The sequence below is a fragment of the Burkholderia sp. 10_S31 genome (genome assembly GCF_056930375.1).
Genome location: NZ_JBXOWK010000001.1, coordinates 3,161,542 through 3,174,193, shown reverse-complemented (window position 1 = coordinate 3,174,193; position 12,652 = coordinate 3,161,542). Strand labels below are relative to the sequence as shown.

The window sequence follows — 12,652 nt, the reverse complement described above, 5'->3', positions numbered from 1 at the left end:
TCCTGCGGCGGCAGAGCAGATGCCGTGCCGGCGTCACGTGCGTGACGCTTCTCCTTCCAGTCGCCGCATGGCTTCCGCGACCTCGTTCCGGAAGCGCACCAGCGCTGCCTGCTCCGGCACGGGCGGCTGCACGGCCGCCCACAGCATGTCGATCAGCTGCGTGGCCGTCGTTTCCGTATCGAGCTTGCGATGGCCGAGGATCGCATCCCACAGCACGTGCTCGATCGGCCCGAACACCATCGAGCGCAGCAGGCTCAGCGGCATGTCGCTGCGCACCTGCCCGGCCGCCTGGCCGCGCGCGAGCACGTCCATCAGCGGCGCCGTGTAGCGGCGCTGCAGCGCGGTGAGCTCGTCGCTCAGCGCGTGCTGCTTCGCACGACCTTCCGACAGCACCAGCGCGCACAGCCCCGTGCCGTTCACCAGCATCAGCCGCAGGTGTGTGCGCACGATGAACGCGAACTGCTGCTGCACGGACGCCTCCACCGGCATTCCATGCTCGAACGCGGCAATGATTTCGTCATACCAGTCGGCGATCACGCGCGCGCACAGCTCGCGCTTGCCGCGGAAGTAGCTGAACACCGTCGCCTCCGACACGCCGACGCGCTGCGCGATCTCGGCGGCCGTCGCATGCTCGTAACCCTTTTCGGCGAACACTTCACGACCGGCGCGCAGGATGTCCTGCACGCGCTGCTGGGACTTGCGCCCGGCGGGTGCGCGCGACGAGTCGGCGCGGTCGGCTTTGGCGGTGGCGGTCATGGTGTCGGCGGGAGCGGCTGTCATGTTGCAATGATATCTGAGTGTCACTCAAAAAACTATTGACGCCAAGCCGGACGAGGCGCGAAACTGTGCAAAATTTCCGCTGCATTGGCTTAATGAATCGACGCATTGATCCGATTTGAGCGAAACTCAGAAATCGGCGCATGCGACCCACTTTCTGGAGACGGAGGAGACATGATCAACCTGCCCGGCGTGCAATTCATGCTCGGTGAAGACATCGAGATGCTGCGCGACGCCGTCGCGACGTTTGCGGCGAAGGAAATCACGCCGCGCGCGGCGGAGGTCGACCGCACCGACCAGTTTCCGATGGATCTGTGGAAGAAGTTCGGCGATCTCGGCGTGCTCGGGATGACGGTGGCCGAGGAATACGGCGGCGCGAACATGGGCTACACCGCGCACATGGTCGCGATGGAGGAGATCTCGCGCGCGTCGGCGTCGATCGGACTGTCGTACGGCGCGCACTCGAACCTGTGCGTGAACCAGATCCACCGCAACGGCACCGACGCGCAGAAGCAGAAGTACCTGCCGAAGCTCGTGTCGGGCGAACACATCGGCGCGCTCGCGATGAGCGAGCCGAACGCGGGCTCCGACGTCGTCAGCATGAAGCTGCGCGCGGACAAGCGCGGCGATCGCTACGTGCTCAACGGCACGAAGATGTGGATCACCAACGGCCCCGACTGCGACACGCTCGTCGTCTACGCGAAGACGGACCTCGATGCCGGCCCGCGCGGCATCACCGCGTTCATCGTCGAGAAGGGGATGAAGGGCTTCTCGGTCGCGCAGAAGCTCGACAAGCTCGGCATGCGCGGGTCGCACACGGGCGAGCTCGTATTCCTGGACGTCGAAGTGCCGGAGGAGAACATCCTCGGCCAGCTCAACGGCGGCGTGAAGGTGCTGATGAGCGGCCTCGACTACGAACGCGCGGTGCTGTCGGGCGGCCCGACGGGCATCATGGCCGCGTGTCTCGACGCGGTGGTCCCGTATATCCACGACCGCAAGCAGTTCGGCCAGTCGATCGGCGAATTCCAGCTGATCCAGGGCAAGGTCGCCGACATGTACACGACGTTCCAGGCATGCCGCGCATACCTGTACGCGGTCGGCCGCCATCTCGACTCGGCGGGCAGCGACCACATCCGCCAGGTGCGCAAGGACTGCGCGGGCGTGATCCTCTATACGGCCGAAAAGGCCACGTGGATGGCCGGCGAGGCGATCCAGATCCTCGGCGGCAACGGCTACATCAACGAATACCCGGTCGGTCGTCTGTGGCGCGATGCGAAGCTGTACGAGATCGGCGCCGGCACGAGCGAGATCCGCCGCATGCTGATCGGCCGCGAGCTGTTCGCGGAAACGATGTAACGCCCCACGTCACGCGAACGGAGCCCCGTCGATGCCGATCATCGAATCGAAACTGAACCCGCGTTCGGAAGAATTCCGCGCGAACGCCGCGGCGCTGGAGGCGGTCGTCGCCGACCTGCGCGCGAAGATCGAACAGCTCGCGCAAGGCGGCGGCCAGGCCGCGCGCGACAAGCACCTGTCGCGCGGCAAGCTGCTGCCGCGCGACCGCATCGCGCAGCTGCTCGATCCGGGCGCGCCGTTCCTCGAGTTCTCGCAGCTCGCGGCGAACGGCATGTACAACGACGACGCGCCGGGCGCGGGCGTGATCACCGGGATTGGTCGGATCGCGGGCCGCGAGTGCGTGGTCGTGTGCAACGACGCGACGGTCAAGGGCGGCACCTACTACCCGATGACCGTGAAGAAGCACGTGCGCGCGCAGGAGATCGCCGCGGAAAACCGGCTGCCGTGCGTGTACCTCGTCGACTCGGGCGGCGCGAACCTGCCGAACCAGGACGACGTGTTTCCCGATCGCGACCACTTCGGCCGCATCTTCTTCAACCAGGCGACGATGTCCGCCGCGGGCATCGCGCAGATCGCGGTCGTGATGGGCTCGTGCACGGCGGGCGGCGCGTACGTGCCGGCGATGAGCGACGAGTCGATCATCGTGAAGAACCAGGGCACGATTTTCCTCGGCGGCCCGCCGCTCGTGAAGGCCGCGACCGGCGAGGAAGTGAGCGCCGAGGATCTCGGTGGCGGCGACGTGCACACGCGCCTGTCGGGCGTGGCCGACCATCTCGCGCAGAACGACGCGCATGCGCTGTCGATCGCGCGCAACATCGTCGATCACCTCGCGCCGAAGATCGCGTTGCCGGTCGCGCTGCGCGAACCGAAGCTGCCGCGCTACGACGCGAAAAGCCTGTACGGCGTGATTCCGGTCGACACGCGCAAGCCGTTCGACGTGCGCGAGGTGATCGCGCGCATCGTCGACGATTCCGAATTCGACGAATTCAAGGCGCGCTTCGGCACGACGCTCGTCACGGGCTTCGCGCATATCTGGGGCCATCCGGTCGGGATCGTCGCGAACAACGGCATCCTGTTCTCCGAATCGGCCGTGAAGGGCGCGCATTTCATCGAGCTGTGCTGCCAGCGCAAGATTCCGCTCGTGTTCCTGCAGAACATCACGGGCTTCATGGTCGGGCGCAAGTACGAGAACGAGGGCATCGCGCGGCATGGCGCGAAGATGGTGACGGCCGTGTCGAACGCGAAGGTGCCGAAGTTCACGGTGATCATCGGCGGCTCGTTCGGCGCCGGCAACTACGGGATGTGCGGCCGCGCATTCGGTCCACGCTTCCTGTGGATGTGGCCGAACGCGCGGATCTCGGTGATGGGCGGCGAGCAGGCCGCATCGGTGCTCGCGACCGTGCGCCGCGACGGCATCGAGGCGAAGGGCGGCACGTGGTCGGCCGAGGAAGAAGACGCGTTCAAGCAGCCGATCCGCGACCAGTACGAGCGCCAGGGGCATCCGTACTACGCGAGCGCGCGGTTGTGGGACGACGGCGTGATCGACCCCGCGCAGACGCGCGACGTGCTGGGCCTCGGCCTCGCCGCGTCGATGAACGCGCCGATCGAAGACACGCGCTTCGGCGTGTTCCGCATGTAACGGCCGGGAGGGCTGACCGATGCGATACGAAACGATCAAGGTAAGCGAAGCCGGCCGCGTGGCGACCGTCACGCTCGCGCGGCCCGACGTGCGCAACGCGTTCAACGAGACGACGATCGCCGAACTGACCACCGCATTCGAGTGGCTCGACGCGCACGCTGGCGTGCGTGCGGTCGTGCTTGCGGCGGAAGGCGCGGCGTTCTGCGCGGGCGCGGACCTGAACTGGATGAAGAAGATGGCCGGTTACTCGGACGACGAGAACCGCGCCGACGCGCGCAAGCTTGCGCGGATGCTCGAGGCGATCCACCGCTGCGGCAAGCCGGTGATCGCACGCGTGCACGGCGACGCGTATGCGGGCGGCGTGGGCCTGGTGGCGGCGGCCGACATCGCGATCGCCGTCGACGGTGCGAAGTTCTGCCTGTCCGAAGCGCGGCTTGGGCTGATTCCGGCGACGATCGCGCCGTACGTCGTGCGCGCGATGGGCGAGCGCGCGGCGCGCCGCTACTTCACGACGGCCGAGGTGTTCGACAGCGCGCGTGCCGCGTCGCTCGGCTTCATTCATGACGCGGTGCCGGCCGATGCGCTCGACGAAACGGTCGCGAAGCTGGCCGCGACGCTCGTCGCGAACGGCCCCGACGCGGTGCGGGCATGCAAGCGCCTCGTCGCCGACGTGGCCGGCCGCCCGCTCGACGCGACGCTGATCGAGCAGACCGCCGACTGGATCGCGCGGACCCGCGCCGGCGCGGAAGCGCGCGAAGGGATCGCGTCCTTCCTCGAGAAACGCACGCCGTCGTGGCGTGAATGATGGCGTGCCAATAACTTTCCGGACGACACCGAAGCCATGTTCGACAAGATTCTGATCGCCAACCGCGGCGAAATCGCCTGCCGCGTCGCCGCGACGTGCAAACGTCTCGGGATCGCGAGCGTCGCCGTCTATTCCGACGCGGACGCGAACGCGAAGCATGTCGCCGCATGCGACGAAGCCGTGCACATCGGCGGCTCTGCGGCCGCGGACAGCTACCTGCGCATCGAGCGCATCATCGAGGCCGCGCGCGCGACCGGCGCGCAGGCCATCCACCCGGGCTACGGCTTCCTGTCGGAGAACGAGGATTTCGCGCACGCATGCGAAGAGGCCGGCATCGCGTTCATCGGGCCGCCGGTCGACGCGATCGCGGCGATGGGCTCGAAGGCGGCCGCGAAGGCGCTGATGCATGCGGCCGCGGTGCCGCTCGTGCCCGGCTATCACGGCGATGACCAGGACCCATCCAACCTGCATCGCGAAGCCGACGAGATCGGCTACCCGGTGCTGCTGAAAGCGAGCGCGGGCGGCGGCGGCAAGGGCATGCGCGTGGTCGAGCGCTCGGAGGACTTCCTGGCGGCGCTCGCGTCGTGCCAGCGCGAGGCCGCGAGCAGCTTCGGCAACGACCGCGTGCTGATCGAGAAATACCTGACGCGCCCGCGCCACGTCGAAGTGCAGGTGTTCGGCGATACGCACGGCAACACCGTGTACCTGTTCGACCGCGATTGTTCGGTGCAGCGCCGTCACCAGAAGGTGCTTGAGGAAGCGCCGGCGCCGGGCCTGCACGACGACGTGCGTCGCGCGATGGGCGAGGCGGCCGTCGCGGCCGCGCGCGCGGTGAGCTACGTCGGCGCGGGCACCGTCGAATTCATCATGACGGGCGACGCGTTCTACTTCATGGAAATGAACACGCGCCTGCAGGTCGAGCATCCGGTCACCGAGATGGTCACGGGGCTCGATCTCGTCGAATGGCAACTGCGCGTCGCATCGGGCGAGCCGCTGCCGCTCAAGCAGGACGAACTGCGCGTGCAGGGTCACGCGATCGAGGCGCGTCTCTACGCGGAGAACCCGGCGCGCGGCTTCCTGCCGTCTACCGGCACGCTGAAGCACCTGCGGCTGCCTGGCGGCGTCGAGTTCGCGATCGGCGCGCCGGTGCGCGTCGACAGCGGCGTGCGCGAAGGCGATGCGATCACGCCGTTCTACGATCCGATGATCGCGAAGCTGATCGTGCACGGTGCGGACCGCGCGGAAGCGCTCGGCCGGATGCTGCGCGCGCTGCGCGCGTGCGAAGTGGTCGGCCTGCACACGAATGCCGCGTTCCTGCAGCGGATCGTCACAAGCCAGCCGTTCGCGATCGCCGATCTCGACACGGGCCTGATCGAGCGCAACCACGATGCGCTGTTCGCGCCGCAACAGCCGCCGCGTGCGACGCTCGCGCTGGCCTGCGCGGCGCTCATCGCGCGCGAACGTGACGCTGCGCTGCGGGAAGGCGCGTCGCCGTGGCGTGCGTTGCCGGACTGGCGGCTGAACGGCGGTTATCGCCGCACGCTCGAATGGCATGCGCCCGAGCGCGAAGCGGACGTGACGGTCATGTACGAGGACGACGGCGGCGGCGCGCGCCTCGCCACCGGCGATGCGGCCGCGCAGCCATTCGCGTGGACGCGCGGCGCGACGCCGCTCGACTTCGACGTGACGCTCGACGGCGTGCGCAGCAGCGGCCGCGTGTATGCGGACGGCGACAGTTTCCACGTGTTCACGCAGGGTGTCGCCGAGACGTTCGAATGGCGCAACGTGCTCGCGCACGCCGGCGATGCCGAGCATGGCGGTGGCCGTCTGACCGCGCCGATGCCCGGCAAGGTGATCGCGGTGCTGGTCGAGCCGGGCCAGAAGGTCGAGGCCGGCACGCCGCTGATCGTGATGGAAGCGATGAAGATGGAGCACACGATCGGTGCGCCGGGCGCGGGCGTCGTCGCGGAAGTGCTGTACGGCGTCGGCGACCAGGTCGCGGACGGTGCGCAGTTGCTGATGATGGCGGAAGGCTGAGTGTTGAGTACGCGTGAGGGCCGCTGCCGGCTCTCGCGCGCGGGCTATCGTGCCCCGTGTGACCGGAGCGTTCCCGACGCCATCCGGCTGCGAATACCTGATGTGCCTGCATCAGGACGACATCGCACTCTTGCGTTGTGCTCGTCGTTTTCGTCGCGCGTAGACAAAAGCAAATAATCTGCGTGTCGCGTCTTCAAGATCTTTGAATAATCCCGTGAGTCTCGCCGGTGACCGGCGCGCTCGACATGCGCTGTTGCGCTGCCTCGCACGGGTTTGCCCGTTGCAACAGTTGTTCAAAGATCGAAACCGGACCCGTCCGGACTTCTTCGCCGAAACGAACTGACTGCTTTCTCTTGTGGAGAAAGGGAGCACGCGATCGCGACTGCTTTCCGGAGCGTCCGGAAAATCAGGCTCGATGGGAGAGATAGCTGCGTGCCCCTGTCCATGCTCGACATGGCTGCGTTAGCGTAACCGCCGGGATATGTGGCCCGGTGTCCTGCGCAATGATCGAATGAACGTAGCTGAGAGAAAGACCGAGATGGCGAACAAATATAAATACGGAATTCACATCGACCTTACCCCGCCAGAACTTTTCTGCCTGATTGTTATCGACGTGGCCTGTGATGAGTTGGGTATCGATGATGCTGTCGGGATCGCAATGATTTTGTTGGGTCAAAGGTTCGTGCCGACCAGAGCGAAGTTCGGCGGAGCGGTCAAGGGAACCTCGATCGCATCCAGGGTATCGAGAAAGGTGCTGCCCTATGAATTCAAGTACAAAATTCTGCCAACGGTCGCGTCATTCAAGAGTCTCCTGCTGCTCAAGATCAAATTTGCCAGGAAGCTCGGTGCCTTTGTCGGACGGGCCGTACCGGTGGTCGGTTGGGTCATTACCGCTATCGATATATCAATCATCATGTATCGCTCTACAGTCACGTACAATGGCCTGGTCAAGCAGGGGGATCGCTTTTAATGGACGGTCGTCTGATAGAGATGGTGCGGGATGAGGCTGATTCGCCATTATGGGGCGAGCTCGAGATCACCCGGGACACGGATCTCTGCATCGATCTTGAAATCTCCGATAGAGCCATGTTGAGATTGATGCGGAGATTTTCGGAAACCTTTGGCGTTGATATTGCCGATTTCGACATTGACTACTATTACCCTTCCCGGAAACTGGGATTGGGTCGATTCTTGATGACGGTATTCAGGTCACCATTTAGTACCGACGCCAGGGACAAAATACTGGAGCGTCCGCTCATCATCAGAATGATGGAAACGGCGATCGAAGCCGGGCGATGGACGATGTAACCGCTCGAAAAAGAGCCGGGCATCGCCCGGCGCGTGGCTGGCCATCCATGACAGCGCGCCGGTCGGCGGTCCGCTGAAATGGCGCGCTTTTCCCGATGTGCGCCGCCATGCGCGCTACACTGGGCCCTTCGAATCTCCCTCCCGCCGACGATGACCGCTCCCGCCTTTCGATCGACGGCGCACCCGCCACACCCGCACCGACGCGTGCAACTGCATGCACGTCGGTCCCCGGCGCGCGACACTGTCGTGTCACACGTCAAACTTAGCATCTCGGCGTCGACATGACCGGCGCGGCTTCGCGTCCGCGTCACATCATCACCCCACGGAGAACCGTTATGCGAAAGTCGGCCCTGCGGCCTTTCGCGGTCGCCGGCCTGCTCACGCTGATCGCACTCCTTAGCGCCTGCAACGACGACCTGACTGCAACCCCAGCGCCCGTCGCGCAGCAGAAGGCCGCGTGCGGCGGCGGCACGGTCGCCACCGCGCAGATGCACTGCCCGCCGGGCTTCACCGCGCCTGCTTCCTCGCCCGCATCCTGATACCGGCCTTCCACCAGAAATCCAATCACGAGCAATCAGCATGGCCATCCATTCGCGACGCGATTTTCTGAAGTTCTCCGCCGGCCTCGCCGGCGCGACCGCCGCCACCGCGCTGCTTCCCGAATCGATCCGCAAGGCGCTTGCGATCGAGCCGAATACCGTGACGGGCACGATCCAGGACGTGCAACACATCGTCGTGTTCATGCAGGAGAACCGCTCGTTCGATCACTACCTCGGTCACTTGAGCGGCGTGCGCGGCTATAACGACCGCTTCCCGGTCACGCTGCCGAACGGCAAGCCGGTCTGGTTCCAGCCGCGTCAGGAAGACCAGACGAGCGTGATCGCGCCGTTCCGCTACGACACGACCAACCCGAGCGTCAACGCGCAGTGCATGGGCGGCCTGCCGCATACGTGGGCGACCACGCACGGCGCGATCGACAATGGCCGCGCGGACCAGTGGGCGGTGCAGAAGTCCAACATGACGATGGGCTACCACGTCCGCGACGACATTCCGTTCCATTACGCGCTCGCCGATGCGTTCACCGTGTGCGACAACTACTTCTGCTCGATTCCGGGCAACACGCACCCGAACCGCATGTACCTGATGACGGGGATGGTCGACCCGCTCGGCACGGGCGGCGGCCCGCTGCTCGACAACACCGACTATATCGACAACCAGTTCGACAAGATCAAGCTGCCGCCCTTCAACTGGACGACCTATCCGGAGCGCCTCGAGAAGGAGGGCATCTCGTGGCAGATCTACCAGCAGGGCACCGGCTTCGACAACTTCACCGGCAACTACGGCACGAACATGCTGGCGTGCTTCAGCAACTTCGTGAATGCGCCGGCCGGTTCGTCGCTGCAGATGCGCGGGATGAGCACGCGCCCGATCACGCAACTGAAGGCCGACGTGCAGGCGAACGCGCTGCCGCAGGTTTCGTGGCTGCTGCCGCCCGCCGCCTATTCGGAACATCCGAAGTTCACGCCGCTGTACGGCGCGTACTACCTGTCGACGATCCTCGATGCGCTGACGTCCAATCCGGACGTCTGGAGCAAGACCGTCCTGCTCGTCATGTACGACGAGAACGACGGCTTCTTCGACCATGTCGTGCCGCCGTCGGCGCCGACGTTGCCGGGCTCCGGCATGAGCACCGTGGACGTGTCGCTCGAGCGGCACGACGTCGTGACCGCGACGCAGACCGGGACGTATACGGCCGACAACCTGCCGTACGGCCTCGGCCCGCGCGTGCCGATGTTCGTCGTGTCGCCGTGGTCGAAGGGCGGCTTTGTCTGCTCGCAAGTGTTCGATCACACGTCGGTACTGCAATTCATCGAGAAGCGCTTTGGCGTGATGGAAACCAACATCTCGCCGTGGCGCCGCGCGATCTGCGGCGACCTGACGTCGGCGCTCGACTTCTCGAAATCGGATGCCACGCTGCCGGCCCTGCCGAGCACGCAGGCGTACGTCGCGCAGGCGGACCTGCAATGCTCGCGCGCGTCGTCGCAGACCGCGCCGGCCAGCACCGCGCAGCAGGTCGTGACGGCGCAGGAACCCGGCACGCGGCCGGCGCGTGCGCTGCCGTACGAATTGCACGTCACCGGGCAGTTGCAGGCACAAGGCTACGCGCTGACGTTCGCGAATACCGGTACGCAAGGCGCGCACTTCTGGGTCCATACGGGCGACGCCACCGCGATGCCGCGCCGCTACACGGTCGAAGCGGGCAAGCAACTGACCGATACGTGGGCGCTCGACGCGAACGGTAACTACCTGGTGAGCGTGTGGGGGCCGAACGGCTATTTCCGGCGCTTCGCCGGATCGGCCGCCGCGGATGCCGGCGCGAAGCCCGAAATCACGCCGTGCTATGACGTCGCCAACGGCGACGTCTACGTGACGATCGCCAACGCGGGCACTGCCGCACTGACGGTCACGGCGACCGATGTCGCGTACGGCGGGGCGCCGCGCACGCTGACGATTCCCGCGGGGCAACGCGTCGAAGCGCACTGGGATCTGTCGTGCAGCAGTCAGTGGTATGACCTGCAGTTCGCGGTGGCGGGGAATGCGGGCTGGACGCGCCGCATCGCGGGGCACGTCGAAACCGGCAAGGCGAGCGTCACCGATCCGGCCGCGGTCGCGCCGACGATTACGGCGATCTGACGGCAACCGGCGCGCATCGGCCGAATCCGGCCGGTGCGCGTGCCGGCGACCTTGCGCTTGAAGCGGGTGCTTCAGGACAGCCGCCCGTCGTCGTGCGCCATCATCGGCGCGCGCATGTCGGACCGCATCCCGTAGTCATGCACGATGTGGCTGTCCGCGCGGCGGAACAGCCAGGGCGCGTTGAAGCCGACGAGATCGGCCACGCCTGCTCAATGAAACGAGAACATCGGCCGGCCGCGCAGCGAGCCGCGCGCCCGATCTCGGCTACTACTCCGGATAACGAAGTGAAGAAGGGCGCGGAGGCACTGCTGCACGCGCTGCACACACACGATGACGACTGGCAAGGGCACGCGCGGCGCCAGCGCGGGATCCTCGGCCGCTATACGTCGGCAAACCTCGCGCTCGTCGCCGAATACGACGCGCTGCTCGCGAACCTGATCGGCGCGACGGCTGCATGAGGTTGCGCGACGCCTGCCGCATCCGGGTTGTCCCGGGTTAATGTCTGACGAAATAATGCCGTTAAAAAAGAAACCGCCGAACCGAGGAGATTCGACGGTTTTTGAAGGCACGAAATTGACGGCTCCGAGGGAGGTCCGTCGAAAATCATTTTAGAGGTTAACGAGTCGGAAAAATTGTTAAACATCTTTCAATTGATTATTGTCATGTAATTCGGATCGATATTGTGGGCTGGTTTTGTACTATTATTATTCGAATATCATCAATATCGTTTGAAACGAGGAAATTGAATTCCGTGGAGACTGAATGCCCCGTGGTAACCTGCCTATGGAGCAATCTTCAGGCGGTTGCGGCGAGTCCGGGCGGTGGGTCCGGGTCCGGTTTGGTCGTCTGGTATTTGTCATACCAAATGCTGGGCACGATGCCTTTGAAACGGATCTTGCAGTAAATCGATCGGCTCGAGAGTGTCTGGACGGAGCAGATAAACGATATCGATTGAAATGCCGTAGACGGATTTGTGTAACCTGTCGCACTGTCGACGACGTGCATGCATGGTGTATTTCGCGTGTTTGAATGTCGTTGACAATATCGAATTTGACGGCGCGCCGAAATGAAAAGTACGCTTCCGGAAAAGATCGAAACAATAGGATGGGCCGGGTAGGCGGTGGAGCGTGTCGTGGTCGGCTCGCACCACATGTATCGAGAGCGCGGGCCGTCGTCGGCGGTCCGACATTTGCCGGAGCGCCGGATGAATGCGGTCGAACCTCGCCTGGAGGCGAACAGCGTAGCGAATCGGGACGAAATCGATCTCGTGTTTGGCGGGCCTGACGATCACCCCGATCTTGCGTCGGTACGCAGTTTCGTCGAAAGCCGGCTCGGATTCGTGCGCGAGCCGGTCTGCCGCGCCGACCTGTCGGGCGGCGTGCTGTATCACGAATGCCTCGCGCGGCTGCGCTGGGGATCGCGCGACGCGTTGCCGCCGCTCGCATTCCTGCCGCGCCTCGAATCGCTCGGGCTGATGCGCTGGTTCGACCGGCTCGTGGTGAGCCGCACGATCGACGCGCTGCGCGCCGATCCGACGGCCGTGTATGGCTGCAACGTCGCGGCGACGAGCGCGGTGGTGGACGATGCATGGCTGGCCCTCTTCAGGCGGCTCGAGCGCGAGCCGTCGGTCGCGGCGCGGCTGGTCGTCGAGATTACCGAGACGGGGCCGCTGAACCCCGTCGCGGGCCGGTCGTTCGTGAATCGGTTCCGCCAGGCCGGATGCCGCGTCGCGATCGACGATTTCGGCGTCGGCTTCAGCGCATTGAACAACCTGGTGGTCGGCAACCCCGATATCGTGAAGCTCGACAGGTCGGTCCTGTCGCTGATCAAGCGCAACGCGATCGGGCGCTACCAGTTTCGCCGGCTGATCGCGTTTGCGCACGAAAGTGCGCGGCACGTCGTCGTCGAAGGCGTGGAGAACGAGACCGACCGGCAGATCATCCTGGATTCCGGCGTCGCGTGGGCGCAGGGCATTCGCTTTACATGGCGGTCGCCGGCCGCAGCATGACGCCGCGGCGTGGGCGCTGCACGTCGGC

At 65.3% G+C, this 12,652-nt stretch carries 11 protein-coding genes and 1 pseudogene; 10 read left to right on the top strand and 2 right to left on the bottom strand.

What is annotated here, in order from left to right; translation table 11 throughout:
- Positions 1-33: 33 nt before the first annotated feature.
- Positions 34-780 carry a TetR/AcrR family transcriptional regulator gene (locus tag AC1Z3W_RS14285; RefSeq protein ID WP_057930145.1) on the bottom strand — a complete coding sequence of 249 codons (747 nt, stop codon included), beginning with the start codon at positions 778-780 and terminating at the stop codon, positions 34-36.
- Positions 781-951: 171 nt separating this feature from the next.
- Between AC1Z3W_RS14285 and AC1Z3W_RS14280 the strand changes: the two genes are divergently transcribed.
- The 8 genes from AC1Z3W_RS14280 (at position 952) to AC1Z3W_RS14245 (ending at position 10,616) form a co-directional block, all read left to right on the top strand.
- Positions 952-2,133, top strand: a complete 1,182-nt coding sequence (locus tag AC1Z3W_RS14280) for an isovaleryl-CoA dehydrogenase (protein WP_483507788.1) — start codon at positions 952-954, stop codon at positions 2,131-2,133.
- A gap of 31 nt (positions 2,134-2,164) precedes the next feature.
- Entirely contained in the window at positions 2,165-3,772 is a 1,608-nt protein-coding gene (locus AC1Z3W_RS14275) for a carboxyl transferase domain-containing protein (RefSeq protein WP_057930144.1), read from the top strand.
- A gap of 19 nt (positions 3,773-3,791) precedes the next feature.
- The gene (locus AC1Z3W_RS14270) at positions 3,792-4,577 is read left to right on the top strand and encodes an enoyl-CoA hydratase/isomerase family protein (protein WP_057930143.1); all 786 of its coding nucleotides are present in this window, start codon (positions 3,792-3,794) and stop codon (positions 4,575-4,577) included.
- A gap of 36 nt (positions 4,578-4,613) precedes the next feature.
- Positions 4,614-6,614, top strand: a complete 2,001-nt coding sequence (locus tag AC1Z3W_RS14265; RefSeq protein ID WP_057930142.1) for an acetyl/propionyl/methylcrotonyl-CoA carboxylase subunit alpha — start codon at positions 4,614-4,616, stop codon at positions 6,612-6,614.
- A 538-nt stretch (positions 6,615-7,152) separates the two neighbouring features.
- Positions 7,153-7,584 (top strand): STM2901 family protein, encoded by a 432-nt coding sequence (locus tag AC1Z3W_RS14260; protein WP_057930153.1) that lies wholly within the window; start codon positions 7,153-7,155, stop codon positions 7,582-7,584.
- Positions 7,584-7,922 (top strand): DUF1493 family protein, encoded by a 339-nt coding sequence (locus AC1Z3W_RS14255; protein ID WP_483507787.1) that lies wholly within the window; start codon positions 7,584-7,586, stop codon positions 7,920-7,922. Before AC1Z3W_RS14260 ends, AC1Z3W_RS14255 begins: the two co-directional genes overlap by 1 nt.
- Positions 7,923-8,257: 335 nt before the next feature.
- Positions 8,258-8,461 (top strand): hypothetical protein, encoded by a 204-nt coding sequence (locus tag AC1Z3W_RS14250; protein ID WP_098551151.1) that lies wholly within the window; start codon positions 8,258-8,260, stop codon positions 8,459-8,461.
- 40 nt (positions 8,462-8,501) lie between these two features.
- A complete protein-coding gene (locus AC1Z3W_RS14245; protein ID WP_057930139.1) occupies positions 8,502-10,616 on the top strand; it encodes a phosphocholine-specific phospholipase C in 2,115 nt (704 codons plus the stop codon).
- Positions 10,617-10,687: 71 nt separating this feature from the next.
- On the opposite strand, the gene AC1Z3W_RS14240 is transcribed toward AC1Z3W_RS14245, so the two are convergent.
- Complete coding sequence (locus AC1Z3W_RS14240; protein ID WP_260428272.1) at positions 10,688-10,819, bottom strand: hypothetical protein; 132 nt, start codon at positions 10,817-10,819, stop codon at positions 10,688-10,690.
- 38 nt (positions 10,820-10,857) lie between these two features.
- On the opposite strand from AC1Z3W_RS14240, the pseudogene AC1Z3W_RS14235 reads away from it, so the two are divergent.
- Together AC1Z3W_RS14235 and AC1Z3W_RS14230 are read left to right on the top strand one after the other, a co-directional pair.
- A pseudogene (locus AC1Z3W_RS14235) lies at positions 10,858-11,074 on the top strand (DUF2827 family protein); the annotation flags it as partial.
- A 746-nt stretch (positions 11,075-11,820) separates the two neighbouring features.
- Entirely contained in the window at positions 11,821-12,624 is an 804-nt protein-coding gene (locus AC1Z3W_RS14230) for an EAL domain-containing protein (RefSeq protein ID WP_057930138.1), read from the top strand.
- Positions 12,625-12,652: the final 28 nt, after the last annotated feature.

Coding starts and splice junctions, on each gene's coding strand:
- AC1Z3W_RS14285 (WP_057930145.1), bottom strand. CDS start 780: ATGACAGCCGCTCCCGCCGACACCATGACCGCCACCGCCAAAGCCGAC.
- AC1Z3W_RS14280 (WP_483507788.1), top strand. CDS start 952: ATGATCAACCTGCCCGGCGTGCAATTCATGCTCGGTGAAGACATCGAG.
- AC1Z3W_RS14275 (WP_057930144.1), top strand. CDS start 2,165: ATGCCGATCATCGAATCGAAACTGAACCCGCGTTCGGAAGAATTCCGC.
- AC1Z3W_RS14270 (WP_057930143.1), top strand. CDS start 3,792: ATGCGATACGAAACGATCAAGGTAAGCGAAGCCGGCCGCGTGGCGACC.
- AC1Z3W_RS14265 (WP_057930142.1), top strand. CDS start 4,614: ATGTTCGACAAGATTCTGATCGCCAACCGCGGCGAAATCGCCTGCCGC.
- AC1Z3W_RS14260 (WP_057930153.1), top strand. CDS start 7,153: ATGGCGAACAAATATAAATACGGAATTCACATCGACCTTACCCCGCCA.
- AC1Z3W_RS14255 (WP_483507787.1), top strand. CDS start 7,584: ATGGACGGTCGTCTGATAGAGATGGTGCGGGATGAGGCTGATTCGCCA.
- AC1Z3W_RS14250 (WP_098551151.1), top strand. CDS start 8,258: ATGCGAAAGTCGGCCCTGCGGCCTTTCGCGGTCGCCGGCCTGCTCACG.
- AC1Z3W_RS14245 (WP_057930139.1), top strand. CDS start 8,502: ATGGCCATCCATTCGCGACGCGATTTTCTGAAGTTCTCCGCCGGCCTC.
- AC1Z3W_RS14230 (WP_057930138.1), top strand. CDS start 11,821: ATGAATGCGGTCGAACCTCGCCTGGAGGCGAACAGCGTAGCGAATCGG.